This is a genomic window from Rhizobium leguminosarum, from assembly GCF_004123835.1.
Classification (GTDB): Bacteria; Pseudomonadota; Alphaproteobacteria; order Rhizobiales; family Rhizobiaceae; genus Rhizobium; species Rhizobium leguminosarum_M.
In genome coordinates, this window is record NZ_MZMU01000012.1 from 445,788 (window position 1) to 470,323 (window position 24,536).

The window sequence follows — 24,536 nt, forward strand, 5'->3', positions numbered from 1 at the left end:
ACCCCACACCCCGCTTCCCCTTTGTCCGTGTAGAGTGGAAAAGTCAAGCGCGCTGCACACGTGTTCTTGCTTTCGTCGCAAAGTGTAATATCAGGGAAACACTTTAGGGGTGGAGTATTCACGTGAGCGAATTCGAAAATGCGACCGAGGTTATGCTGAGCAAGCCGTCGAGTGGGGACATCGGTGCCGAGTACTTCGACCATATCAAGAAAATCAACGACATATTTTATGACCAGATCAAGATATCCGACCAGAAGGCCGCCTATATTTTTACTTTCATGCTCGCCTTTCTGGTGAGCTCCAGCGAAGTGAGGGCCGTGTTCAGCCTGACGCGTTACACCGGCGGCACGCCGGGCAGCATGCTGTTCTCAGGCCTGCTTGCGGCAGCCTCAGTCTTCTCGATCCTGTCGGCGATTCTTGTTGTGCTGCCGCGGCGTCTCGGCACCTCCACCTCGCTATTCTGGGGCGCCTGGCCCGATCATCGCGACATGTTTTTCGAGGCCGCCCTTCGCCGCGACGAGCGCTACCTCTTCGATCAGTACCTCGAAAATGCCAACACCCTCTCCGCCATCGCCCGCAGTAAATACCGCTGCGTCACCTTTGCATTCCGCGGGCTGATGGTGAGTGTGATCGCCTATGTGCTGCTGTTGGTGGCGGTGTGACGGCGTTGTTAACACCCTCATTTGCCTTCGCTTGCCGCTCAAGGCGTTCGTCGCTGGCACTCCTCACCCCCTTTCATCTGCCTGCCGGCACCTTCCGCGCCGGGGAGGCGGGGGAAGCGTTCACCGTCGCTTCCACGCTTCCGGATAGGCGAGACGCTGCCACGAGCCCGCTTCTCCCCAGCGGGGAGAAGATGCCGGCAGGCAGATGAGGGGGTGAGCGGCAAAGTCGCGAATGCGCTGAGCGTCAGCGAAGGGCAATAAATGTCGTGCCGTGCGGCCCCCTTCCGACCCTTCGGGCCACCTTCTCCCCGCTGGGGAGAAGGGGAGCAGTGCTGCTTTCAGCCGACTTCGAGGACAAGTTCAAGTTTGATCGGCACACCTAAAGGCAGGCTAGCGACGCCGAGGACGACGCGGCCGGAGAGTTTTTCCTCGCCGAAGACCTGGAGCAGCATTTCGGATGCTCCATCCGCAACCTTCGGATGGTCGCGGAAATCGCCTTCGGTCGCGATGTAGACGCCGAGCTTGACGACCCTGACGACGCTGTCCAGCGAGCCCAGATAGTCTTTGGCGGCTGCGAGCGCGCTCAGCGTTGCCGTTTCGGCGGCCTTCCTGCCGTCTTCGACCGTCAAAGCACCGCCGACGCGGCCGATATAGCGGGGCTCATGGCCGACGACGGGCAGCATTCCGCTGAAAAAGACCAGATTGCCGGTCCTTGTCGCTTCGACATAGGCCCCGAAGGGTGTCGGCGGCGGGGGAAGCGTGATGCCGAGTTCCTGCAGCCGCCGTTCCGCGCCGGCTGCCTCAGCTTTCGCATGGTCTACCATTTGCCCAGATGTGCGCCGCCGTCGACGTGCAGCACCTCCCCGGTTACGCGCGGCGCTTCGGTGAGGAAGACGACGGCATCGACGATCTCCTCGACGTTGGAAATGCCTGCCATCGGCGACAGCGTCCTCAGGAAGTCCTTCGGATTGTCCTTGTGCAACGGCGTATCCACGACACCGGGAGCAACGATATTGAAGCGAATTGCCTCGTTCGCATATTCCATCGCCAGGTTCTTGGAGATGGCGTTGATACCGCCCTTTGTCATCATCGAGACTGAGGCGGAGAAACCGGCGATCGGATGATCGGTCAATGGGGTGGTGATACTGACGACGCTGCCGCCCGTTTTCTGCACGAGCATCTGCCTGACGACCTGTTGGGTCAGGTGGATGAAGCCTTCGAGATTGGTCGAGGACAATTTCTGGAAGTCGGCCATCGTGAACTCGACGAATGGCTTGGCTAGAAAAATGCCGGCATTGTTGACGAGCGCGTCGATCGAGCCGAAGCGATCGATTGCGGTCCTTGCCACCCGCGCTGCGGTTTCGGCATCGCCGATGTCGCCATCGACGAGCGCCAGCCTGTCCGAGGCTTGGAAAGCCTTCGAGGCGCTGACCTGGCGCGAGGTAGCGACGACATTGTAGCCGCGCTCGATGAAGGCATTGACGAGGCCGGCTCCGATACCCTGGGAGGCACCCGTGACGATGACCGTTTTTCTCGTAGTCATGCTGATCTCCATAATCTGGTTCGGGCAACGCGGGCCTTGCGGTTGCAAAGGCGGGGTCGCTCGAGATGGGGCTGCTGCGAATGCGCCTCCATCCGGTTGTGGTTGTTTTCGCAAGGTGAATATGGCGAAAACTCCATTACCCGATTAGATGGAAATATCTGGATTCTCTTTTGCATTCATGCAAAAATTAGCGCATGGCCGATCTGAACGACATCGCCGTTTTCGTGAAGGTGGCGCAGTATGGCAGCTTCAGCCGTGCTGCCCTTTCCCTCGGCATGCCGGTATCGACCGTCAGCCGGAAGGTGACGTCGCTGGAGGAGCAGCTCGGCGTGACGCTCATGCAGCGGACGACCCGCAAACTGAGCCTGACCGCGCAGGGCCGGGCCTATTACGACAGGTGCAGCGAACCGCTCGCCCATCTCCTCGACGCCGAGCAGGCGCTCACCGAGACACAGAGAAAACCGGAAGGTCTGCTGAAGATCTCGGTGCCTGTCATCTTCGGGCAGGAGGTCTTCTACGAATTCATCTCATCCTTCCTAAAGACCTATCCCAATATCCAGATCGATCTCTTCGTCACCAACCTGTTTCTCGATCTGATCGCCGAGAATGTCGATCTCGGCATCCGCTTCGGCGAACTTAAGGATTCCTCCATCGTGGCGCAGCGGCTCGGCAAGAGCGTGCGCTATCTGGTCGCCGCACCGGATTATCTGAAGGGCAGGGTGCCTCCCACCAAGCCCGAAGAGCTGAAGGACCATCAGTGCGTGCTCTTGAACGGCCGCAACGGCGAGGCAGAATGGCATCTCGTGAACGGTCGCAAATCGGTTCGCCTGCATGTGTCGGGGCCGGTATCGAGCCGGGATTTCGATGCGGTGAGCGCCTTCACCTATCGCGGACATGGCATCGGCCTGCTGCCTTCGACTTATTGCGACGAACAGATCAAAAAAGGCGAACTCGTCCGCCTGCTGCCGGACTGGTCGTCCGAGGAAATTTTCGTGCACGCCGTCTATCCCACGCGCCGCTTCCTGCCCGCCCGATTGCAGGTCTTTCTCGAGGCGTTGAAAGCATGGAAGACCCCCTTGTGGCTTCCCTTGCATTGAAGGCTTCCGATTCCATCACCGAAAATTGAAGCCGTGCGCGTGGGCGAGCGTCCTCCCTCGGCCAAGCTGTGTTAGAGTTCGCTGGCTTGGATGGCGCAGGGATTGGATTGCCAATGCTGACGACACTTGCGGTGCTTATGGTTCTTTCCGGCCTCGTCTCCATCGCGCAAGCGGCGGGAAGCGAGGTCGATGTGACCCTCGTGCTTGCCGTCGACACTTCGCGGTCAATGGACTTCGAGGAGATCGGCATCCAGCGCGAAGGTTATGTCGAAGCGCTCAAACACAAGGAATTCATCGACGCGGTAAAGGGCGGCCTGACCGGCCGCATCGCCATCAGCTATTTCGAATGGGCAGGTTATGTCGTCCAGGATTCCGTCATCGACTGGCAGGTGATCGAGACGGAAGAGGATGCAATTGCTTTTGCCGATAAACTTGAAGCCCGGCCGATTGCCACGCAGCGGCGCACATCGATCTCCACCGCAATCGCCCAGGGCGCCAGCATGATCGTTTCCAGTCCGTTTCAGTCCAGGCGGCAGGTGATCGATGTCTCCGGCGATGGGCCGAACAATTCCGGCGATCCCGTCACCCCCGCCCGCGACAAGGCGATAGAAGCCGGCATGATCATCAATGGCCTCGCCATCATGCTGCGGCCATCCGATGCGCCCAACGGGCTCGACAAATATTATGCGGATTGCGTGATCGGCGGTCCCGGCGCCTTTGTGCTGCCGGTCCGCAAAATAGAGGATTTCGCCGTTGCCGTGCGCCGCAAGCTGGTGCTGGAGATCAGCGGCATTTCCCCGGCGGCGACGGTGCAGAAAACAGCCGGCGCCGAGACGGGCACCGACTGCCTGATCGGTGAGAAGCAGTGGCGGGACATCTTCGACCGCTGATGCCAGAACAGGATGATTTTAGGCCGGGTCGGCCCAAAATCTCAATCCTGTTAGAGCATGATGTCGTCCGAAAACCGCGCACACTTTTCGGCATCATGCTCTACCGGGTTAGCGCGCCGAAGTTATATCAGTCAGTATCTGGTAAGCGGCAGAGACGCGATCCTCGTTGGGATAGTTTTTATTGGCCAAGATGACGATGCCGACTCGCTCTTTCGGGATGAACGCGACATATGCGCCGAAACCATTCGTTGAGCCGGTTTTATTGATCCATACATCGTCGCGGGGTTCCATTGCCGGCGTCAGTTGCTTGACGGGAATGGTCTTCAGCATCGCGCTGGAATTGTTGTCCATCAACGTCGTCAGCGTCGCGGGATAGGAATACTGCTCCCAAATAAGGTCTTGGGTCATTGCGCCGGCATCGAAGTATCCCCTATGCGTATTATTGATCGCCTGCTGGAGCTTCTCGTCCAGCTCGACCAGACCCATGTTAGCGTCGATGAACCGGATCGTGTCGCTTGCTGTGGATTTCACTCCATAGGCCTCGGACGAAAGAGTGGCGGGTGTCATCCGAGCCGGCTCACCGCTTCGCTTGTAGCCTTGGGCATAGTCGGCCATCCGCGATTTCGGCACATCAATAAACGTGCTTTTCAATCCAAGGGAGGGAAACAACTGGTCTTCCATAAGAGCTGCGAAATCTTTGCCCATGCTTTTTGCCGTTAAATATCCGAGCACGCCGATGCTTGGATTGGCGTATGCTCGGTGCGTTCCGGCGGCATATGAGGGTTTCCAGGTTGCGAAATACTCCATCAGCTGCTTTTCGGTTTTGACTTCATCGGGAACTTGCAGCGGAAATCCACCAGCCGTGTGCGTGCCCAAATCCATCAGGACGACATCGCCGAAGGGCCTTCCCTTCATCGACGGAAGATATTTGCTTGCCTTGTCCGACAGCGAAAGTCGGCCGGTCACGTCCGCGTAGGATGTAAGGGTGACTGTAAACGTTTTGCTGATCGATCCCAGTTCGAACATGGTCGCCGGGGTGACGGGCCTGCCTGTGTCCTTCGACTCGACGCCGTAGTTGAAGATGTGATTCCGTCCGTCAGCGGTGATGGCAACGGCCATGCCCGGAATGCCGTATTTATCCATGATTGGTTTTATCGCGGCGTCCGAGATCGCTTTCAGTTTCAACTCGTCAGCCGCAAAGCCACTTGTGGAAATGCATGTCGAGACCAATGCGGCCGATAGAATTCCTATCCAATCACGCTTCATTTCTTCATCCTCTAAGAGCAGCTTCATCAGCGCAAAGGCGCATGAGGACGGCATTTAACGACACTGTTTTGCGGCAGCAAACGATGATATCTCGGAGGAGATCCAAGAAAATCTAGGGCTAAGATGGTTCGGCAATTCCTCCCTTTAAATGGCTTGAGGGCCTTCGAGGCATCGGCAAGGCATCTCAGCTTCACCCGTGCCGCGATCGAGCTTTGCGTTACCCAGGCCGCTGTAAGCCAGCAGGTCAAAAGCCTGGAGAAGCGATTGGGGGCTGCCCTTTTTCAACGTCTCCCAAGAGGCTTGAAAATCACCGCAGAAGGCGAAGCTCTTTTGCCGACTCTGACCAATTCCTTCGATCAGATGGCGATCACGCTGGACCGGATTGAAGCCGGGCAGGTGCGGGAATTGCTGTTTCTGGGCGTGGTCGGAACGTTTGCCGTCGGCTGGTTGTTGCCACGGCTTTCGGATTTTCAACGGCAGCACCCGTTCATCGATGTGCGCGTTTCGACAAACAATAATCGCGTCGATATGGCGGCCGAGGGACTGGACTTTGCCATTCGATTCGGCAGCGGTTCCTGGCACGGCACTCAGGCGCTGCGCCTGTTCGACGCTCCGCTCTCTCCCCTGTGCACGCCCAAATTGGCCGAGCGTTTAAGGTCGCCTGCAGACCTGGTCGAGGCGACGCTTTTGCGGAGCTACAGGGCGGACGAATGGAGCACCTGGTTTGCCGCAGCGAACGTTCCGCCGGCGGCACAGATAAACGCCGGTATCGTCTTCGACTCTTCCCTGGCGATGATGGAGGCCGCCCTGCAAGGACTGGGGATCGCTCTGGCGCCGCCGTCGATGTTTTCCAGGCATCTGTCATCGGGGGCTATAAAACAACCTTTTCCTACGACCATATCGTTGGGGAGCTACTGGCTGACCCGACTGCAATCGAGGCCGCCAACAGCAGCCATGCTCGCATTTTCCGATTGGATGACGTCGCAGATGTCTCCCGCATCGCAATGACGGCTTCCGGCGAGCCGGAGGCCGAGATCATCCCGACGCTCAAGGACTGGGCGTCAGGGTTCTGCCCTTCAGCCCCTTGGGTAAGGGAACTCTTCCGTCATGCTCCACCACCGCCGCTTTGCTTACGCCACACAGATGCCCGGCACGGCGACCTTCTGGAAGAGATGCGGGGAGGCGACCGCCGAGGACGGATAGGCCGAGAGCTTCGCCCGAAACTCCGGATGCGAGAATGCCGCCCGGAAGTCGGCGGTCGATTCCCAGACGGCATAATTGAGATAAGCAGGACTTTCGCCGATGGCGCGATGCATCTGGGTCGAGATGAAGCCAGGCTGCCGTTTCATGAAGGCCGCATCGGCCTGCCAGGCATCAAGGAAGGCCTGCTCGTCGGCCTTGTCGAGCGTGAAGAGGTTGATGAGGACGATCGCGGAGGCATCGATCGCGATTTGGCGATCGATCGGGAAGGCAGGGTCCATCGGGCGCATGAGCGACATGGTCGACTCCATCTGATTTGGTTACATGATGTCAATCTGGTAATACGGATACATATTCAATTTGACACTATGATGTCAATATAGATATATGGTGACAAATGCACGAACCCAAACGGACCCCGGCCGGAACAGCTTTGACCGACCTCATTCTAGATCTCTTCCGGCTCAATAACCGGATGATCAACGCGGGCGACAAGCTCGTCGACGGGCTCGGCCTGACGAGCGCCCGCTGGCATGTCCTCGGCACCGTCGTCACAGCAGGCCGGCCACAACCGGTCGCATGGCTGGCGCGCGACATGGGGGCCAACCGCCAGAACGTCCAGCGCATCGTCAACGATCTGGGGAAGGAAGGACTTCTGGCGTTCCAGCCCAATCCGCACCACCGACGGGCACAGCTCGTCGTGCTGACGGACAAAGGAAAACAGGCATATGAAACCGCCATGCACCTGCAGGCACCCTGGGTCGACATGCTCTCGGAAGGGCTTCAGGTCGAGGATCTCAAAACCACACATGCCGTCATGAAGGCGCTGCGCAGCAAACTGGAAGGACATGGAGATGTTGAAGAGCAGGCCTGATCGCTATGGCGCAATAGCGGTCTCGATCCACTGGCTGAGTGCGGTTCTGATCCTGGCACTGCTCGGCTCCGGCTTCCGGGCTGCCAACGCCATGGACGCCGCGACCAAGGCCGGGCTGTTGCGTTTCCACATTCCGATGGCGATCGTCGTCCTGCTTCTAACGGCTCTTCGCATTGTCTGGTGGTGGCGTTTCGATCGCAAGCCTGCGCCGGTGCAGGCATTGCCTCGCTGGCAGGAGCGGCTGGCGGGTTTTGTCCACGTCGCCTTCTACATTTTCATTCTCGGCATGGTTGCCAGCGGCATCGGAATGATGATCCTCAGCGGTGCTGCTCCCGCCGTCTTCGGCGCAGCCGGCGCCACGCTGCCTGATTTCACCGCCTATCCTCCGCGTGGCCCGCATGGGTTCGGCGCCTTCCTGCTTGTCGGCCTGCTGGTCTTCCATGCCGGTGCCGCGCTATATCACCAGTTCGTCCGCGGCGATCACCTGCTGCGGCGGATGTGGTATGGCGGCTGAGATCCCGCCGCCGTCGACCTCTAGTGGCTCGATGTCTGATGTTTGGCTTCTCGAAGATCTTTCGGGCGGCCGCGTTCGGGCCTGACTCAGGAGGCGCAGATCGCCAAGCCGGCAAGGAGCTGGCCAGTGCCACGCCCAATTCGACGATCAACGGTCACGATCAACGGTCACCAGGACCGGCTCGACGGTATGGTGACCGCTGTGCACCAAGAAGGCGCGATGAAGCGCCGCGCCGTTGCCGCCGAGACGCCTCTCAAATGATGTCACCGTCTGCGTGATGCCGCCGCCCTTGCCTATAAGGGCAACTGCTTGCCGGCCTGTTCGCTGACCATGTATTCGGCGTACCAGTCCGGCCAGTTCTCGTCGTGTTTGCCGCCGTTTCGCTTCTCGTGTTCACCGTGCGCGGTCGCCGCACGGCGCATGGCTGACGCGAGATCGGTTGAGTTGGTGAATGTCGTCCCGTCGGCGTCGATGCGCCCCGGCAGGCGCGTGGTGACTTCCTGGAACAGCCAGCCGTTGCCATCGGGATCCTTGAAGGAGGCAAAGGAGCGATAGCTGCGGTGATCGGGATCGCGGCCGGCAATGCGGAGCCGCCCGAACAGATAGGGTTCGTCCTTGCCGGCATAGACGCCGGCCGCGTCATGGAACACTTCGCTCACCTCGACGCCGCGGGCGATGAGATCGCGGCGGGCGGCCTCGATGTCGGAGACGATAAGATAGAGCCCCTGGGCGGAGCCGGGGGCTGCGGCGGTGACGTTCTTGCCGAAGATGATCGCGCAGCCGGAGCCGGGAGGGGTAAACTGGATCACACGGAAATCGGCATCATTGGCGAAGTCGGCGTCGAGCCGCCAGCCCAGGCCGTCGTAAAAACGTTTGGCGCGATCGACGTCGGAAACGGGGATGACGACCACCTCGAGCTTGGTGTCGACGGGCTGTGTTCTCGGGGTCTCAATGGGGGTTTCGCTGCGCAGTGCATTGCTCATCTTCAGCTCCTTGGGGTTTTGGATGCGTTAAGAATGGCGATACATGTCGGTGGCCAGTGGACCACAGCGCGGTGAGGCCGTCGAATCAATTATTCTGTCTGATTTGGCCGGTGTTGGCGGATTCCGCTACGACGCAAGGCGCGTCGCTCTCGATCCGCGCGGGTTGGTAAAGGTCATCTCGATCCGAAGGCGGCGGGGCCTGTTCCCCGCCACCTTCGTCTGTCGTCCTGCGGCTCTTCGAGCCGGCGTGCGGGAAGTTCCTACGCGGCGAGAGCGGCGCGGGTTTTGCCGATCGTCAGAGCCGCCTTTGCTGCCTCGCGCCCTTTCTCGACGAAATGTGCGCGGTAAATCTGCTTATGGTGCTCGGTTTCCTGATACTGATGCGGCGTCAGCGAAACCGACAGCACCGGCACACCGGTATCCATGCCGGCGCGCATCAGCCCATCGACGACGGCCTGGGCGACGAATTCGTGGCGGTAGATTCCGCCGTCGACGACGAAGGCGGCGGCAACGACAGCGGCATAGCGTCCGGTTGCCGCAAGATCGCGCGACAGCAGCGGCATCTCGAATGCGCCGGGAACATCGAACACATCGACCTGCTCGAGCGGAATAAGCTGATGGAAGCCATCAAGGGCGCGATCGACGATGTCGGCGTGCCAGCTGGCTTTGACGAAGGCATAGCGGGTGGGTGTCACAGTAATCTCCTTTGGCGAACAGACACATCACCCAAGGCGATCACGAACGTTCCCGACAGCCGCAAGGGCGGCAGGAACGCACGTTCTCTTTCATCCGGACTATGACCGTCGGCTCAGGCATCTCACCTGATCTGCTGACCCTTCCGGAGAAGGCGCTCGCGGGCTCGCAATAAAAATTGCATACCGCCGGTAGGGACTTGCACCCCGCCCTGAGAACGGCGCGAACAATAGGGGGAAGGTGACGGGCTGGCAATAGGTTGAAATGTTTCGCGGCTAATGCAGGATTGGGGCTCCAAACGCGGCGATTTCGTTTGTTGGTCAATCGCGACGGGCAAGCCCTCTTGCGGAGGATGGGCTTGCGCCTACATGCTATGAGTGAGGACATTCACGTCAGAATAGCACGGCAGGACAGGATGCACCGTCTCTATCCGCGGCGGGCAGGGCCGTGGCAACCATGGGAGAGCGAGATGCAAGACCCCTTCGTCGTCCGCCGCGAGGCGCATATCGCGGCGCCGCCGGCCGCGGTGTTCGCGTTGATGACCGACCCGGAAAAGATCCTGCGCTGGATGGGAACGGAGGCGCAGGTCGAGCCGCAGCCCGGCGGGCTTTATCTCGTCAACGTCACCGGCGCCCGCTTTGCGCGGGGCTCGTTTCGTGAGGTGGTGCCGGTTCATCGCCTTGCCTACAGCTTCGGCTGGGACGGCAGCGAGGTGGTGCCGCCGGGGTCGAGCCTGGTCGAGATCGATCTGATCGAGCAGGGAGGCGGAACGCTGTTGCGGCTCACCCATAGCGGCCTGCCGAGCGCCGAGCAATGCGCCGGCCATGCGGAGGGCTGGACACATTATCTCGGACGGCTGACCGAGGTCGCCGCCGGGGGTGATCCGGGTCCCGACCCTTTTTACGGCAGGACATGAACAATTTTGCGGGCAGCGGAACGTCTCTGAAGCGCTTGCCGTAGCGACAACAGCGGTCAGCGAGCGCTCAGAGCGGCCGTGCGGAAGCGTTTCTTTTTCTCCCGCAAACATGAACGCGCAGTTCATCTCCAGTTCAATTTGGCGGTCATAAGGTGTGGACGGCTGGATTGAAATGGAGTTCTCGATGAAGGCACTTTCTATCGCGGCTGCCTTGCTCGCTGGCAGCCTCTCGTTCGGCACAGCGCAGGCGATGCCGATTGGGACAATCAATGTCCAGAGCAATATCACAACGGTCGACTACGCGTGCGGTCGCGGCTGGCATCTGACGCGCTGGGGCGAATGCCGGCGAAACTGGCGCCGCCCACCGCCGGTAGCTTTCTACGGTGGTCCTCCTCGCTGGGGCTGGGAGCGGCGTCACCGGGATTGGGATGGCCCGCGATGGCGCCATGAGAGGCGCTGGGATCGCGACCGCCGTTGGCGGGATTGATGCTTAAGGTTTTGATGAGATGTAGATGGATGACGGCCGGAGCGATTTTCGCCCGGCCTTTTCTGATGAAACAGGTTTGCCGACGCTGACCGGCAGCTCGTATCGATTGGTCGATATGATCAAATCGTGCTGACGAGCCAGTGCTTGCCGTCAATGAGCTCTTCGAGCTCGACAGGATCCTTGACGCCGAATTCGAACCATTCGACGAGTTCTTTCGCTTTCAGCTTGCTCTCGTCTGCCGTAAACTCGATCTCGTAGCGTGCGCACCATCGCCGAAGGATCGACGTCAGCAGCGTCATGTCATTCCCATCCAGCGGATCTTTCGGCCAGAATATCGTACCCATCGCACCCCTCAATCACACGATGACGAACGACCTTATAATGGAATCAAAGCCGCGCAAGTTTAAAGTGTCTATTTTTCTTTTTCCACCGCGGTGAATGGTTTTCGAGAGGCGTGCTTTAATGTCGGCCGTCTGCGGGCGGACGCCCTCGAGCCGACAGGCTGCTCGGTGTCCCGACGGACGTGTGGGATGTCGGTTTGCCGACACCCCGGCGATGTCCTTGCGGCTGCAGGGGAGGGCATGCCATGATCACGGTATGGATTTGCCGTCTCCCCTTGCCTGGCTGGTTGACGAGGCCGGAGCCTCGCCCGGTCCCGAACGGTTTCTGGCCGAGCTCGGGCGCCGGCTGCTGGCCGACGGACTGCCGCTTTCCGGCGGCACGCTGACGCTTTCGGTGCCGCATCCGATCATTGCGAGGCGCACCTGGTTGTGGCGGGCCGAAACCGGTGCTGTCATCGAAGCGCTGGCCTTTGCCGCGGCTCCGCAGAGCGAGGCCGGGCGCGACTGGCTGACCGGGCTCGGGCCGGTATGGGAGGAGCGAATAGGGCCTTCGCAGGATAGTCCGATGCTCGGCTGGGCGGGTATCGACAACCGGGCAGGGGCCGGCGCATTCGCTCCGGCCGAAGCCGACCGGCTGCGCGAGGTCGCGCGTTTTGCCGCCGCACCGCTCGCAGCGCTCGAGGCGCGGGAGGCGCGGGCAGCCCTGCTCGAAGCCTATCTCGGCCGGCGTAGTGCCGCCCGGGTGCAGGCCGGCGAGCTTGCCCGCGGCACCGGCGAGACCATACGTGCGGCTCTTCTCTGCGCAGACCTGCGCGATTTCACCGCGCTTTCGGAGGTGACGGAGCCGCACGCGATGATCGCGACGCTCGACGCATGGTTCGACCGCGTCGCAGGCGCGGTGCACGCCTTCGGCGGCGAGGTGCTGAAATTCATGGGCGACGGCGTGCTGGCGATCTTTCCGGTCATGGGCGCTTCCGATGACGCGGGAAGGGTGGGCCACGGTGACCGGGAAGCCTGCGAGGCAGCCCTCAGGGCGGTTGCTGCCAGCCGTGCCGGCATGGTCCATCTCGACCAGATACGCCAGGCGCAGGGGCTGGCGCCGCTGCCCTTCGGCGCGGCGCTGCATTTCGGCGAGATCCTGTGGGGCAATATCGGCGCAGCCGACCGGCTGGACTTTACCGCCATCGGGCCCGCCGTCAATCTCGTCAGCCGGCTGGAAGGGCTGTGCAAGCCGCTCGGCCGAAGCGTGCTGATCTCGGGCGCGGTTGCAGCGAATACGGCGACGGTGCTCGTGCCGCTCGGAGAGCACAGCTTGCGCGGCATTGCCCAGCCTTGCGCGGTCTTCACCCTGCCGGAGGACTGAGCCGCGCGCAGGGTGCCTGCATTTATGCAAAGAAAGATTTGCAAAGATATCTTTGCAATAGTAGGCTGCCGGCATGAAAAATCCGCGCCCGCAGCCTGCTCACTCAGTCACCGCACCCCGCACCCTCAGCCGGGTCGTGCCCGATCCGACCGCGCTGAAAGCGCTGACGCATCCTGTCCGACTGCGCATGCTCGGCATGCTGAGGATCGATGGGCCTGCCACGGCGACGCAGCTTGCCGCGCGGCTCGGCCTGAACAGCGGCGCGACGAGCTATCATCTGCGCCAGCTTGCCCAGTACGGCTTCATCGAGGAGGCGCCGCATGCCTCGCGGCGCGACCGCTGGTGGCGCGCCAGCCATGAGCTGACCTCGGTGCCGCCAAGTGAAGCCGAAGGGGAAGCGCTCGATCTCGACATCGCCTTCAACCAGGCCGCACTCTCGCTGCAGGTCGGCCAGATGCAGCAGGCGCTGGAGGAATATGCCGAGCTGCCGGCTGAATGGCGCAAGGCGACGGCTGCCGACGACATCATCATCCCGATGACGGCGGCACAGGCCGAGGCCCTGACGAAACGGCTGCGCGACATCATCCTGGAGGCGATGCGGGCGGCCCCGTCGCTCGGGGAGGCGGCGTCGCAGGAATCCGGCATGGTTCCCTTCTATGTCATGTTGCACGCCTTTCCCTATCCGGGCCGCGTTCCGCATCGCGAAGGGGAGGATAAGCAATGAGACGGCGCGGGCCGTTCCTGGCGCTCGCGGCTGCGGAGACATTCTCGCTCTCCGGCACGCGGCTTTCGACGATCGCAATTCCCTGGCTGGTGCTGAGCACGACGGGCAGCCCGGTGCTGACAGGCCTGACGGCAATGATGGAGATGCTGCCCTATGTCATCGCCAAGGCGCTCGGCGGACCGCTGATCGACCGCGCCGGCGCCAAGAGCATCGCCATCATCTGCGACACCGCCTCGGTGCTCGTGGTCGCTCTGGTGCCGCTTCTCGATCTCTTCGGCATGCTCGGCATGCCGGTGCTGCTGCCGCTCGTCTTTGCCATGGGCGTGCTGCGCGGCCCCTCCGATGCGGCCAAGCAGACGATGGTTCCCGATATCGCCACACTCGCCAATGTACCGCTTGAACGAGTGACCGGCGTTGCGAGCGCCATCGAGCGGCTGGCCTCGACGGCGGGTGCGGCCGGCGCCGGCGCTTTGATCGGGCTGATCGGCCCCGGCCAGGCGCTGCTCGTCAATGCCGCCACCTTCGCCGCGGCCGCGCTGATCGTTGCCGCGGGGATACCCGGGACGCGACGCACGCCTGCGCCCGAAACTCGACCGGTCGAACGGGCTTCCTATATCGAGGATCTGCGCGAAGGCTGGCGCTTTCTGCGCGGCGATGCCGTGCTCGTCAGTATCGTCGCCATGGTGGCGGTTACCAATCTCTTCGACCAGGCCTATCATGCCGTGCTGCTGCCGGTCTGGACACGGGATGCCGGCCATGGCCCGGAGCTGCTCGGTGCGATGTTCGCCGCCTTCGCCGGCGCCTCGATCGCAGGTGCGGCGATTGCCGCGGCGATCGGCGAGCGCATGCCGCGATTGATGGTCTATACGGTGGCCTTCCTCCTGACCGGTTTTCCGCGTTTTCTCGTTCCGGCGCTGGACGCGCCCATCGGCCTCGTCTTTGCGACGCTCGCCATCGCAGGATTCGCGTCGGGCTTCCTCAACCCAATCCTGTCGGCCGTCATCTTCGAGCGCATCCCTAAGCCGCTGACTGGTCGCGTCACAGCATTGAACACCGCCCTCTGCTTCGCCCTCATCCCTTTCGGCGGCCTCGCCGGCGGCGCGCTGATCAGCACGTTCGGCCTTGCCGCGGCGCTGTTCCTGATGGGGATTGCCTATCTCGCGGCAACGCTTGCGCCGCTGGCGCTGAAGAGCTTTCGCGGGTTTGACAGGGGCCTCGCCTGAAGCGTCCAGCTCTAGCTAGCCGCGCCCAAGCTCTTCGACGATCAGATCGATGAAGCGGCGGACACGTGGTTCCAGCAGGCGCTTGTCGGGATAGAGGGTGACGATCTTTGCGTCGTCGGTTTCGAAGTCGGCCAGGATCTGCCGGAGGCGGCCGGCGGCGAGATCGTCGATGACGAGAAAATCGGGAAGCAGTGCAATGCCCAGCCCCGCCAAGGCGGCGTCGCGGATCGCCTCTCCGCTGTCGAGCCTTAGTCGGCTGCGGCCCTGCGCCTTGATCCAGGAACCGCCTTCCCCGCGAAAGCGCCAGCCCTGCCTTTGATTGCGGCCGGCGAAGATCAGGCAGTCGTGGACCGCGAGATCGTCGATATCGCGCGGCTCGCCGCGCTCAGCAAGGTAGGACGGCGAGGCGCAGAGCCGCGCCTTATAGGTCGCGATCACGCGTGAGACCAGGCGGGTGTCCGTCGCCGTCGCGCCGAGCCGGATCGCCAGATCGAAGCCCTCCTCGACAATGTCGGCCAGGCGATCGGTGAAGCTGACCTCGACCTGGATGTCGGGCCAGGCCCGCAGATATTTTTCAAGCAAAGGCAGCACGACGAGCCGCCCGAAAGCATCGGGAACGGTAAGCCGGAGAACGCCTCGCGGCGTGCTGTTCTGCCCCGCTACGCTCGCTTCCGCCTCGTCGACCGATACCAGGATCTGCAGCCCGCGCTCGTAAAACATCCGACCTTCGTCGGTCAGGCTCAACGTCCTCGTCGTGCGGTTGAGCAGGCGCGCGCCGAGCCGGTCTTCCAGACGGGTGACGGCCTTGCCTGCCGCCGAACGCGACAGGCCCATGGCCTGGCCGCCGGCGATAAAGCTTCCGGCATCGACGACGGCCATGAAGATCAGAATATCGTTCAGGTTCGTACGTGGCATCAGGCAACTCGAGCGGTTCGGTTACAGCCATAAGTCGTTTAGTCATGGGATCGATTCAAGGTTCCGAGCATCAACGTCCAACGCGGCAGTAAGGTCCGACCGCCTCGCTTCTGTGTCGACATGCCTTCCTCAAACAAGCTGCTAATAGCAGCCATCGCACCGGTCGCCGGTCAACAAGGGTGGCCGGGGTACGACAAACAGGAAGGAAAACATGGCCGCCAATGCCGGCTAACGCGCGGCTGGCACATCGAGGTCAGATGATCGGGGTTCTGCCGAATAGGCCCTGGAAAGCCGGACTACAGCATATCACCGAGGCTCCAGTGGTTGTTCCATCGGACGTCGATCTCGTCGTCGACATTCTGATATCTTATGTCGGTGGAGAGGCGCAGCCGCCGGCTGCGGTCCTGATTGGTGGTCGAGGCGTGGATCATGTAGGGCGAGTGGAGCACCACGTCACCGGCCTCATAATCGGCGGCGAGCCAGCGGGTGTCGAAGCGCTCCGCCATATCAGGGAGATCCTTCGAGACCCAGCCGCCTTCCGCCATGTGGCTGTTATAGGCATTGATCCGCTCTTCCGCAGAAAGATCGCCGCTTGCGGCCTGGAACTCGGCTTCCATCCTGACGCCCAGCGCGTGCGAGCCTTCGAGGTAAACCAGGCCGCCCATCTCGGTGGGGATGTCGCCGATTGGAATCCAGGCTGTCACCAGGCGGCTGGTGCCACCGCGGAGATAGACGAGATCATAGTGGGCGGGCGTGGCCGTCGGCGATCCCGGTTGGACGAAACGCATGAGCTTGCGCTTGTGCAGATAGGAGATGCCCTGCAGGAAATCGTCCATGAAGCGGGCGAGCGGCGGTTGCGCGCAAAAGCCTTCATAGGCGGCTGAACGGACGAGCGACATCAGGCGCCGGTCCGCCAGGCTCCTGTCGAAGCCACCGGCAGACGCCAAGCCCAGAGAAAAATCGCTACCGGGCTCGACCAGTCCGGTTTCGGCGAGGCGTTCGAAAACCCAGCGGCGGAAATCGATGACATCGGCTCGCGGCAGAAGGCCTTTCAGCCAGACATAGCCATCATCCTGGTAGCGGCGACGGATGGCGTCGACACCGATGCCGGGATCGGTCGGCGTGAGCCAGCCCGTTCGCTCCGCAGGCAAGGTTCTGCCATTTGCGGCAAGAGGAAATTCCATCTTGCGAGCTTGTATGACCTCCGCAGCAATTGACATTTCACTCCTCCGTCGCTTGAGTTGGCTTGTCATCAATTACCTGATCCGGCATGCCAACCGACATAGAGGAAATTCATAGCTGGACTTTTCGCTCACCATGAGAGACACCGAAGCCATCTATAGAACGCCGCTCGGCGCGGCCGGCGGACTGGCAGTCACCGGCAGCGGCAGGCAGCATGCCCGCCGTGCGGTGACGGACCGGAAACTACCGAGTTTCGCCGTCGTGCTGGTGGAGCGCGGGCAGGGCTGGCTGGAAACTGCCGCCACCGGCCGCATGAGCCTGACCGGACCTGCACTGTTCTGGCTGTTTCCCAACCGTGTGCATTCCTATGGCCCCGACGCAGGCGGCTGGGACGAGCGCTGGGCGCTTTTCGAAGGATCTTTCATGCGGGACTTCGTGAGGCTGAGGATCATCGCCGAGCGCCATCCCGTCGTCGCCCTGCATCATCTCGATGAGGTGGTGCGTCTTTTCGGCAAGCTTCATGCCGATCTGCTTGACGATACCAATCTCGGGCAGGCGTCGGCGGCATCGATGCTGCATCGCATCGTCATATCAGTCGCCAGACAGGCAAGCGGCGCGGTCGATCGACCCCAGGAGAAGCCCGACATGGCGAAAATCGTGGAAACGCTACGGCGGCGGGCGATGCAACCGTTGGACCTCGCAGCCTTTGCCGCCGAGCACGGCATGTCTCCGGCCACGCTGCGCAGGCGGTTCACGCTCGAAACCGGATTGCCTCCCAAGGCATTTCAGCTTCGGGCGCGCATGGACCATGCCAAACAGCTACTGGCAACCACCGACGAAAAGATCGAAACGGTGGCCGCCATGATCGGCCTGGATGATCCGTTTTATTTTTCGCGTGTTTTTCACGAACGCGAAGGCTGCAGTCCTCGCGAATTCCGCGCGAGGTATCCGCGGGTTTGACAGTCCGGCAACTGGCGTCAGCGCCAGCCGAGCGCCGGGGCAATGTCTCATCGATGAAGCCGATCTTGTCGCCATCGTCGTTGCCGCAGGCGAAACAGGCGCGGTCGCTGTCGTCGACCGGCGCGAAGATGCTGCGGCAGACCGAGACGCGCGGCTGGCGTATCCCGTGTTCACGAAGTCATGTATGATGACGGAGGGTTGGAGACGGTCTTTCATCGCCTAGGCAAAATTTTCGCCGCACCATTCAGTGCAGGCCCGATACCGGGTGGAAGGTTTCGTTGTCCGATTCGTGAACGTCCGGCTTCGCTCGTTTGCGGAGGTTTCGGACCGGGAGGGGAAAATGACGTCCAGCGTATCGAACGCCGATCTTGCGCCGTCGAGACCGTCCATCGTCCATGCAGCGGTTCAATTGGGACTCGTCGCCCTTCTGGTCTATGTCTGCGCCAGGATCATATTGCCCTTCCTGGGTATTCTGCTTTGGTCGGTGATCCTGGCGGTCATGCTTCATCCCTTGCATCTGCGCCTGTCGGGCCGGCTCGGCAATCGCTGGTCGGCATTTCTGATCGGGATGGTCGGCGTTGCCGTCGTGCTGGTGCCCATGTTCGTCGTCGTCACATCGCTTGGATCTTCGATTTATTGGCTCGTTTCCGGCTTGCAGAACCACAGCCTGACAATTCCGCCGCCTCCAACGTGGCTTGCCGAACTGCCGGTCGTCGGGGCGAAGCTCTCGGAGGGCTGGTCGCTCACTGTCGCCAACCTACCCTCGGCGCTCCGTCAATACGGCCAGATGCTGAGCAAGCCTGCCGCGTGGCTTGCATCTTTCGCTGGAGGCCTCGCCGCCGGCGGGCTGTCCTTCGTTCTTTCCATCGCGATCGCCGCCGTGCTTGTCGCTTATGCGAGGGGTGCTGCGGCATTCGCCCTCAGTCTGCTGGAGCTCGTCACCAACAGCAAGGCGCGGGGCGCCCGGCTCATCCATCTGACCGCCACAACGATCCGGGGCGTGGCAGTCGGCGTGGTCGGGGTGGCGGTGATCCAGTCGCTGCTCGTCGGCGTTGGCTTCTTCGCCATCGGCGTTCCGGCCGCCGGTATTCTGACGCTCGTAACGTTTCTCTTGGCAGTCGTGCAGATACCGCCGCTGCTGCTGACGTTGCCCGTCATGGCCTATGTCTTCGCCACGGAGGCAACGACACCGGCAATCGTCTTCGCCATATGGTCCTTCGTCGCCGGGCTGAGCGACAATTTTCTCAAACCATTGATGCTCGGCCGTGGATCGGACGTGCCGATGCCGGTCATTTTGGTCGGTGTCATCGGAGGGATGCTGGCCGACGGCCTTCTTGGTATATTTGTAGGCCCCGTGCTGCTCGCCGTCGGCTTCGTGTTGCTGATGGAATGGTTGCATAAGCGTCCGGTCGAGGACGGCCCCCAGATCGAAGGTCCGGCCCCATGATCACGGTTATCGGCCTCGGCCTGCTTGCAATGTCGGTGTGCCTCGCACTGCAGGCACTGGCTTCAGCGTTGGCCGCGCGTTATTTTGCTCACGCGCGCGCGCAACCGATGGGCCGAAAGCCCTGGCGGACGATCTTCCTGCAATTCTCAGTTCTGATGATCGTGCTCATGCTGGGCAATATCTTCCAAGTCGTTTTTTGGGCGCTGTTATATCGCGCGCTCGGCGCCTTCGAGGACTTCGAAACGGCAATGTATTTTTCGGGCGTCACCTTCACGTCACTTGGCTATGGCGACGTGGTGCTTGACGGCCGTATCCGGCTGCTTGGGCCGCTGCAGGCAGCCAATGGGCTGATGATGTTCGGGATCACGACGGCCCTGTTTTTCTCGGCCATCCAGCACGCCACGGGGAAATTGACTGCGGAAAAATCGAACCGCGCATGAGCCGTAGAGCGCTGGAGCCTGGCCGACGAAGACGGCTTGCCCGGAAGGGACATTAGTGCGCCGTGCGTCCTTTCGGACGCACAAAGGACGCTCTAACGCTTTGAATCTACGCATCGTGCTTTCCGAAAATCGATTCCGATTTTCGGGCCGATGCGCTAGCGCCAACCCATCGCAGGCGCGACGTGGGTCAGGATCGCTTCGATGACGTGGGCATTGTAATCGACGCCGAGCTGGTTGGGGACGGTGAGCAGCAGCGTGTCCGCCTCGGCGATCGCCTCGTCTTCGGCGAGCTGCTTAATCAGGGCATCAGGCTCGGCAGCGTAGCTGCGGCCGAAGATTGCCCGGGTCTTCTCGTCGATGAAGCCGATCTTGTCCTCACCGTCGTTGCCGTAGCCAAAATAGGCGCGGTCGCGGTCGTCGACCAGCGCGAAGATGCTGCGGCTGACCGAGATGCGCGGCTGGCGCGTGTGGCCGGCTTCTTTCCACGCCGCGCGGTATGCTCGGATCTGGTCGGCCTGCTGGACGTGGAACGGCTCGCCCGTCTCGTCGTCCTTCAGCGTCGAACTCTGCAGGTTCATGCCGAGCTTGGCTGCCCAGACGGCGGTGGTGTTGGAACTTGCGCCCCACCAGATCCGCTCGCGCAGACCCTCGGAATGCGGCTCGAGGCGCAAGAGGCCGGGCGGATTGGGAAACATCGGCCGTGGGTTCGGCTTGGCAAACCCTTCGCCGCGGAGCACTTCGAGAAAGACTTCGGCATGGTGGCGGGCCATGTCGGCCTCGCTCTGGCCTTCGGGCGGGGCATAGCCGAAATGGCGCCAGCCATCGATCACCTGTTCGGGCGAACCGCGGCTGATGCCGAGCTGCAGGCGGCCGCCGGCAATGAGGTCGGCCGCACCGGCATCCTCGGCCATATAAAGCGGGTTCTCGTAGCGCATATCGATGACGGCGGTGCCGATCTCAATTCGGTTGGTTCGGGCACCGACGGCTGATAGCAGCGGGAAGGGTGCGGCCAGCTGTCGGGCGAAATGATGCACGCGAAAATACGCCCCGTCAGCCCCGAGTTCTTCGGCCGCCACCGCAAGCTCGATCGACTGCAGCAGCGCATCGCCGGCGGAGCGCGTCTGCGATTGGGGTGAGGGCGTCCAGTGCCCGAACGAGAGGAAACCGATCTTCTTCATGCCGATGCGCACCTTGATCCGTTGTGTCTGGGGTCGATGGGTCATGGCACAGTTTTGGGGCGGAAGACAATCGGAGTTGGGTGGGTGCGGTGTGGCGGCATCGGATCAAGGGATCGAGGCGCTGCTACGAGTCTCTTCTCCCCAGCGGGGAGAAGGTGCCGGCAGGCGGTTGAGGGGGTGAGCGGGAACCGCGAATGTACTGAGCGAAAGCGAAGTACAATCAATGGCGTAGTGCCGTGTCGCCCCCTCATCCGACCCTTCGGGCCACCTTCTCCCCGTTGGGGAGAAGAGGGAGCCAAGCCGCTACCTTGGTCATCCCTTCCAGCTTTGGCAAGCGGCGCGGCGAGTCCAATGAGATGCCGGCCCTGGGCTGAACTGGCTTGATGAGGTGGGGTGACGGTCGTGCTACATTTTCCGCCACATGGCGGAGTGGCGCGCCGAACGCTGGATGGGGGCCTGGCCGGACTGATGAAAGCGCGTCACCCCCACCGCGATCACGTGCCGCCAACATTCTCCATCTGCTGCCGCACGCCGTTGAAGACCTGCGCCGGCACGCGCAGCCCGGTATCGTCCTGGTAGAGGGCCTGCAGCTCGCCGAAGCGTTGGTTTACGTCGACCGTCAGCGCGGCGAGACGATCGAAGCGCGCCAAGCCATCCGGAGATATTTCTTCCTCGGGCTGCGGCATCGCTCCCCAATTGTCCCAGGGAAGCATCTCCATGTTGTTGAGCGCGGCGAAGTCGCGCACGAGGTTCATGGCAATGAACCAGAAACCAGACTCGTCGAAGATCCCGAATTTGCCGGGGTCGGCGGCGCCGGCGCGGCAGCGCTGCCAGGTTTCGCCGGCGCTGAGGAATTTGCCCGGCGGCTGGTCGAGGGGATCAAAATCGAGTTTCAAGGCAGCGCGCTGGAGATCGTCGATCTGGAAGTCCGCGGACACCCAGCGCGCTCCGTCCCAATATTCGGCGATCCAGTGATCGATGCCCTTGCCGGCCTCGAAATACATGCCGAAGCCGCAGCGGGCACGTGCCGGGACGCCCTGGGTCTTGAGTGCCGCGCAGGCTAGAACGGTGAAATGGCGGCACACGCCGATACTGCGCTTCTCCGGTGGGCGTGGGATGTCGAGCGGGGCGGGATCGATCTCCATGATCGTATCGAGTATCTCTCGCGCCGGCCGCGTGTGTGACTGCGCCCTTCGCGCCGGGGTGAGCGGCTGATTGTAGCGCGGAGCCCAGGCTTCATGCAGCAGCGCGCCTTGCACGGCCGCAGCAACGGTTTCGACGCCCTTGAGCGCTGCAAGGGCGGGGGCATGCGGCCCGGCCGATGTCATCTGGCCGGGGCGCGTGTAGAAATCGACAGGGCTCTCATATCCGCTCATGCCGGGCAGTATGATAAATCTGCCGCAGCAGGGCAAGCGCTCGCGAGCCATGCGTGAGGCTCGCGAGTGGCATCAGGCAAGCCCTACCGCGCAGCCTGAAACGCCACCTGGCCGTTGTTCAGGAAGCACGTCTTGTCGAACAGTTTCAAGTCGAGCGGGTTCGGCAGCCTGATATCGGCGATATCAGGCAGGGGCCTTTGCGATCGCTCGTAGGATCGGTCGATCTGGGAGATGAAGACCACGATCAGGCCGCGCTCGCGGGCGAAAGCCTTTAGAGTGCGGACCTGGACGGAGAGTTCGGGGTTCTCCCGCTTCTGGTCGAGCAGCTGAAGATAGTCGATGACGACGAGCGTGCCGCGCGGTGCGGACGCCAGTCTCTCGGCGATGTAGGCTGAGCTGATGGCGTCGGAGCCGTCGAATTCGAACAGGTGTTCGAATTGCGCCCGGTCGACGCCGATGGCGCGGAAGCGGTCGTGAACGTCCTTTTCGGTGTATTCCAGCGAGAAGAACACGCCGGGATGGCCCGACTTCATCGCCTCGACGGCGAGTTCGAGGCCTAGCAGGGTCTTGCCGTGGCCGGGCCGGGCGCCGACGAGCAGGAGGTCGCCGGGCAGTAAGTGCGCAAACAGCTTGCCGGCGGGCGCTTCCGTCGAGGCTTTTGCCGCGAGCAGGCTCCAGCCGCTGTATCCCTCGATTTGGGCTATGCGGTCGAGTGCCTGGTGCAGCGGTATGTCCTCGGCGCGCGACAACGCCTTGGCTTTACGCTTGAGGTGATAGAGTGGCGCAGACATCTTCATTCATAAACCTCCTATTGCGAGCGGTTTCCGCAATCCCTCCTTATGCATGCTCGAACAGTCGGTTCGGTTTCAGGTGGCCCCACATGAAGTCTGCTTTCCCGATGGAGGGGGGAGGCGTGGGCTGCGCCAGAATCAGATCATAGCGCAGGAACGGCCGGGCGAAAATCGCCTGCGTCGGGTCCGGGAGAAAAATGCACTTCTCGTCCAGCGCCACTTGCCCATTTGGCTTCCTCAGGCAAAAGCAGAGGGAATTGCCGTAAGTCGCTGAGTAGGAGTCGGTTTCGGGCTCGAGGGGGCGAGGACGCGGCGGGTTCAATAATAGGCCGATTTGAACGGGGTCACTGCGGCACCCATGGCCGAGGCGTCGCTTGCGATTTCGGAGATGACAAGCTTCGGGCGGGGGCGCGGCACGCCGTAGCGGGGGCGGTCGTAGATCTCGGTCCGGTCGATCAGCATTTGCGCCAGGGCGTAAGGGACCTGGCCGCCGAAGATGATCGACTGCGGGTCGTAGATCGCCCAGATCGCATTGATGAGGCGGTTATAGGCCGGCGTCACCTCATCCGCCCATTCCGCGACACCCGGCCATTTCGGATCGAAATGCCTGCGCATATAGCTGATCGAGGGAACGTCGACGCCGTTGCGGTTGAGTTTTTCGATCAGGTACTGCAAGGCCGGCCGGCGCTTGTTTTCCTCGGCGTCGTAGATGCCTGAGAATTCGCCGGCATTGCCGATGCCGTTATGCAGCAGTTCGCCGTTGGTGATCAGGCCGCCGCCGAAGCCGTAATTGAAGCTGAGATAGGCGAAGTGCTTCATGTAACGGCCGACGCCGAACATGGATTCGGCGATGGCTCCCGTCTTAGCGCCGTTGTGCACCCAGACCGGCTTGTTGAAAAATTCCGACAACAGCGGGCCGAGCTCGATCAGCGACCATTCATGCAGCGGGAGGGGCGCATTGAAGCGGGTGCCGCTGACGTGAAAGCCGGCAATGGCAAAGCCGATGCCGAAGAAGGCCTCTTCGGAAAGATTGTTCGCCCTCTGGTGTTCGATCAGCTGCTCGCGAACGAGATCGAGCGCCTGGGCCATGGTGCGTTCGCGCAGGGCGATGCTGCTTTCGGCCAGCACATTGCCCGATATATCCATCAGGCAGATGCCGATCACGTCGGTGTTGACAGAGATGCCGCAGGAATAGGCGTAGCGGCCGTCGAGCCTAAGCGTCGGGCTCGGCTGGCCGCGGCCGGCGCCGGGCTTCGGCGAGCCGAAGGAAACGATGCCGCGCTCCTCTAGCTGGTCGATGATGCGGTAGACGGACTGCTGGGTGAGATCGGTGTGGGCGGTGACTTCCGACCGGGAAAGGCCGGGATTGCGCCAGATCAGCTTCAGCAGGTCGCGCTCGTTCGAGGAGACGACGCCGCCGCCTTCGCGCAGGAAGTGCGGCGCGATCAGCGGCTCCGGAAAATAGGCCATA

The 24,536-nt window shown here is 62.0% G+C and carries 27 protein-coding genes, 2 pseudogenes and 1 riboswitch; of the genes and pseudogenes, 14 read left to right on the forward strand and 15 right to left on the reverse strand.

Annotated features, from left to right (window positions below):
- Positions 1 to 122: 122 nt before the first annotated feature.
- Positions 123 to 662 (forward strand): Pycsar system effector family protein, encoded by a 540-nt coding sequence (locus tag B5P46_RS18935; RefSeq protein WP_129420053.1) that lies wholly within the window; start codon positions 123 to 125, stop codon positions 660 to 662.
- A gap of 338 nt (positions 663 to 1,000) precedes the next feature.
- Here B5P46_RS18935 and B5P46_RS18940 read toward each other — a convergent pair whose 3' ends face one another.
- Positions 1,001 to 1,486: a RidA family protein gene (locus B5P46_RS18940; protein ID WP_129420054.1), complete on the reverse strand. Its 486-nt coding sequence runs from the start codon at positions 1,484 to 1,486 to the stop codon at positions 1,001 to 1,003.
- The gene (locus B5P46_RS18945; protein WP_129420055.1) at positions 1,480 to 2,205 is read right to left on the reverse strand and encodes an SDR family NAD(P)-dependent oxidoreductase; all 726 of its coding nucleotides are present in this window, start codon (positions 2,203 to 2,205) and stop codon (positions 1,480 to 1,482) included. The genes B5P46_RS18940 and B5P46_RS18945 overlap by 7 nt, the downstream gene beginning before the upstream one ends.
- Before the next feature lie 194 nt (positions 2,206 to 2,399).
- Between B5P46_RS18945 and B5P46_RS18950 the strand changes: the two genes are divergently transcribed.
- Together B5P46_RS18950 and B5P46_RS18955 are read left to right on the forward strand one after the other, a co-directional pair.
- Positions 2,400 to 3,302, forward strand: coding sequence for a LysR family transcriptional regulator (locus B5P46_RS18950; RefSeq protein ID WP_129420056.1), 903 nt, complete (start codon positions 2,400 to 2,402; stop codon positions 3,300 to 3,302).
- 113 nt (positions 3,303 to 3,415) lie between these two features.
- Positions 3,416 to 4,192, forward strand: coding sequence for a DUF1194 domain-containing protein (locus tag B5P46_RS18955; RefSeq protein ID WP_129420057.1), 777 nt, complete (start codon positions 3,416 to 3,418; stop codon positions 4,190 to 4,192).
- Positions 4,193 to 4,300: 108 nt separating this feature from the next.
- Here B5P46_RS18955 and ampC read toward each other — a convergent pair whose 3' ends face one another.
- On the reverse strand, positions 4,301 to 5,458 hold the full coding sequence (gene ampC, locus B5P46_RS18960) for a class C beta-lactamase (RefSeq protein WP_129420058.1): 1,158 nt from the start codon (positions 5,456 to 5,458) through the stop codon (positions 4,301 to 4,303).
- A gap of 123 nt (positions 5,459 to 5,581) precedes the next feature.
- Here ampC and B5P46_RS18965 point away from each other — a divergent pair, with 123 nt between their 5' ends.
- A complete protein-coding gene (locus tag B5P46_RS18965) occupies positions 5,582 to 6,466 on the forward strand; it encodes a LysR family transcriptional regulator (protein ID WP_129420059.1) in 885 nt (294 codons plus the stop codon).
- Positions 6,467 to 6,588: 122 nt separating this feature from the next.
- On the opposite strand, the gene B5P46_RS18970 is transcribed toward B5P46_RS18965, so the two are convergent.
- Positions 6,589 to 6,957, reverse strand: coding sequence for an antibiotic biosynthesis monooxygenase family protein (locus B5P46_RS18970; protein ID WP_171603037.1), 369 nt, complete (start codon positions 6,955 to 6,957; stop codon positions 6,589 to 6,591).
- A gap of 98 nt (positions 6,958 to 7,055) precedes the next feature.
- Between B5P46_RS18970 and B5P46_RS18975 the strand changes: the two genes are divergently transcribed.
- Together B5P46_RS18975 and B5P46_RS18980 are read left to right on the forward strand one after the other, a co-directional pair.
- The gene (locus B5P46_RS18975; protein WP_129420061.1) at positions 7,056 to 7,532 is read left to right on the forward strand and encodes a MarR family winged helix-turn-helix transcriptional regulator; all 477 of its coding nucleotides are present in this window, start codon (positions 7,056 to 7,058) and stop codon (positions 7,530 to 7,532) included.
- Positions 7,513 to 8,046 carry a cytochrome b gene (locus tag B5P46_RS18980; RefSeq protein ID WP_129420062.1) on the forward strand — a complete coding sequence of 178 codons (534 nt, stop codon included), beginning with the start codon at positions 7,513 to 7,515 and terminating at the stop codon, positions 8,044 to 8,046. The genes B5P46_RS18975 and B5P46_RS18980 overlap by 20 nt, the downstream gene beginning before the upstream one ends.
- Positions 8,047 to 8,339: 293 nt before the next feature.
- Here B5P46_RS18980 and B5P46_RS18985 read toward each other — a convergent pair whose 3' ends face one another.
- Positions 8,340 to 9,029 (reverse strand): VOC family protein, encoded by a 690-nt coding sequence (locus B5P46_RS18985; protein WP_129420063.1) that lies wholly within the window; start codon positions 9,027 to 9,029, stop codon positions 8,340 to 8,342.
- Between the two features lie 260 nt (positions 9,030 to 9,289).
- Positions 9,290 to 9,724, reverse strand: a complete 435-nt coding sequence (locus B5P46_RS18990) for a 6,7-dimethyl-8-ribityllumazine synthase (RefSeq protein ID WP_129420064.1) — start codon at positions 9,722 to 9,724, stop codon at positions 9,290 to 9,292.
- A 78-nt stretch (positions 9,725 to 9,802) separates the two neighbouring features.
- Positions 9,803 to 9,945, reverse strand: a riboswitch (FMN riboswitch).
- Between the two features lie 246 nt (positions 9,946 to 10,191).
- Between B5P46_RS18990 and B5P46_RS18995 the strand changes: the two genes are divergently transcribed.
- A complete protein-coding gene (locus tag B5P46_RS18995) occupies positions 10,192 to 10,638 on the forward strand; it encodes an SRPBCC family protein (protein WP_129420065.1) in 447 nt (148 codons plus the stop codon).
- A gap of 184 nt (positions 10,639 to 10,822) precedes the next feature.
- Positions 10,823 to 11,125 (forward strand): GCG_CRPN prefix-to-repeats domain-containing protein, encoded by a 303-nt coding sequence (locus B5P46_RS34945; protein WP_129420066.1) that lies wholly within the window; start codon positions 10,823 to 10,825, stop codon positions 11,123 to 11,125.
- Between the two features lie 119 nt (positions 11,126 to 11,244).
- On the opposite strand, the gene B5P46_RS19005 is transcribed toward B5P46_RS34945, so the two are convergent.
- Positions 11,245 to 11,469, reverse strand: a complete 225-nt coding sequence (locus B5P46_RS19005; RefSeq protein WP_025395166.1) for a hypothetical protein — start codon at positions 11,467 to 11,469, stop codon at positions 11,245 to 11,247.
- A 253-nt stretch (positions 11,470 to 11,722) separates the two neighbouring features.
- Between B5P46_RS19005 and B5P46_RS19010 the strand changes: the two genes are divergently transcribed.
- The 3 genes from B5P46_RS19010 (at position 11,723) to B5P46_RS19020 (ending at position 14,776) form a co-directional block, all read left to right on the forward strand.
- Positions 11,723 to 12,829 carry an adenylate/guanylate cyclase domain-containing protein gene (locus B5P46_RS19010; protein ID WP_129420067.1) on the forward strand — a complete coding sequence of 369 codons (1,107 nt, stop codon included), beginning with the start codon at positions 11,723 to 11,725 and terminating at the stop codon, positions 12,827 to 12,829.
- Between the two features lie 73 nt (positions 12,830 to 12,902).
- The gene (locus B5P46_RS19015) at positions 12,903 to 13,553 is read left to right on the forward strand and encodes a winged helix-turn-helix domain-containing protein (protein WP_129420068.1); all 651 of its coding nucleotides are present in this window, start codon (positions 12,903 to 12,905) and stop codon (positions 13,551 to 13,553) included.
- Positions 13,550 to 14,776 (forward strand): MFS transporter, encoded by a 1,227-nt coding sequence (locus B5P46_RS19020; RefSeq protein ID WP_129420069.1) that lies wholly within the window; start codon positions 13,550 to 13,552, stop codon positions 14,774 to 14,776. The genes B5P46_RS19015 and B5P46_RS19020 overlap by 4 nt, the downstream gene beginning before the upstream one ends.
- A gap of 15 nt (positions 14,777 to 14,791) precedes the next feature.
- Here B5P46_RS19020 and B5P46_RS19025 read toward each other — a convergent pair whose 3' ends face one another.
- Positions 14,792 to 15,691, reverse strand: a complete 900-nt coding sequence (locus B5P46_RS19025) for a LysR family transcriptional regulator (protein ID WP_129420070.1) — start codon at positions 15,689 to 15,691, stop codon at positions 14,792 to 14,794.
- A gap of 296 nt (positions 15,692 to 15,987) precedes the next feature.
- On the reverse strand, positions 15,988 to 16,911 hold the full coding sequence (locus B5P46_RS19030) for a phytanoyl-CoA dioxygenase family protein (protein WP_129420071.1): 924 nt from the start codon (positions 16,909 to 16,911) through the stop codon (positions 15,988 to 15,990).
- Positions 16,912 to 17,008: 97 nt separating this feature from the next.
- Between B5P46_RS19030 and B5P46_RS19035 the strand changes: the two genes are divergently transcribed.
- Positions 17,009 to 17,833 carry a helix-turn-helix transcriptional regulator gene (locus B5P46_RS19035; RefSeq protein ID WP_129420072.1) on the forward strand — a complete coding sequence of 275 codons (825 nt, stop codon included), beginning with the start codon at positions 17,009 to 17,011 and terminating at the stop codon, positions 17,831 to 17,833.
- 46 nt (positions 17,834 to 17,879) lie between these two features.
- Here the strand turns inward: B5P46_RS19035 and B5P46_RS34950 are convergent.
- Positions 17,880 to 17,993: pseudogene (locus tag B5P46_RS34950) on the reverse strand (LLM class flavin-dependent oxidoreductase); the annotation flags it as partial.
- A 180-nt stretch (positions 17,994 to 18,173) separates the two neighbouring features.
- Here B5P46_RS34950 and B5P46_RS19040 point away from each other — a divergent pair.
- Positions 18,174 to 19,280: an AI-2E family transporter gene (locus tag B5P46_RS19040; RefSeq protein WP_129420073.1), complete on the forward strand. Its 1,107-nt coding sequence runs from the start codon at positions 18,174 to 18,176 to the stop codon at positions 19,278 to 19,280.
- A pseudogene (locus B5P46_RS19045) lies at positions 19,277 to 19,727 on the forward strand (ion channel). Before B5P46_RS19040 ends, B5P46_RS19045 begins: the two are co-directional and overlap by 4 nt.
- A 148-nt stretch (positions 19,728 to 19,875) precedes the next feature.
- On the opposite strand, the gene B5P46_RS19050 reads toward B5P46_RS19045, so the two are convergent.
- The 5 genes from B5P46_RS19050 to B5P46_RS19070 all read right to left on the reverse strand — a co-directional run bounded on the left by B5P46_RS19050 (position 19,876) and on the right by B5P46_RS19070 (position 24,535).
- On the reverse strand, positions 19,876 to 20,898 hold the full coding sequence (locus B5P46_RS19050) for an LLM class flavin-dependent oxidoreductase (RefSeq protein WP_129420523.1): 1,023 nt from the start codon (positions 20,896 to 20,898) through the stop codon (positions 19,876 to 19,878).
- A 494-nt stretch (positions 20,899 to 21,392) separates the two neighbouring features.
- On the reverse strand, positions 21,393 to 22,274 hold the full coding sequence (locus B5P46_RS19060; RefSeq protein WP_129420524.1) for a transglutaminase-like domain-containing protein: 882 nt from the start codon (positions 22,272 to 22,274) through the stop codon (positions 21,393 to 21,395).
- Positions 22,275 to 22,357: 83 nt separating this feature from the next.
- Positions 22,358 to 23,071: a DNA helicase gene (locus B5P46_RS19065; RefSeq protein ID WP_129420074.1), complete on the reverse strand. Its 714-nt coding sequence runs from the start codon at positions 23,069 to 23,071 to the stop codon at positions 22,358 to 22,360.
- Between the two features lie 40 nt (positions 23,072 to 23,111).
- Positions 23,112 to 23,285 carry a hypothetical protein gene (locus tag B5P46_RS34480; RefSeq protein WP_164986510.1) on the reverse strand — a complete coding sequence of 58 codons (174 nt, stop codon included), beginning with the start codon at positions 23,283 to 23,285 and terminating at the stop codon, positions 23,112 to 23,114.
- 98 nt (positions 23,286 to 23,383) lie between these two features.
- Positions 23,384 to 24,535 carry an ROK family transcriptional regulator gene (locus B5P46_RS19070; protein WP_129420075.1) on the reverse strand — a complete coding sequence of 384 codons (1,152 nt, stop codon included), beginning with the start codon at positions 24,533 to 24,535 and terminating at the stop codon, positions 23,384 to 23,386.
- Position 24,536: the final 1 nt, after the last annotated feature.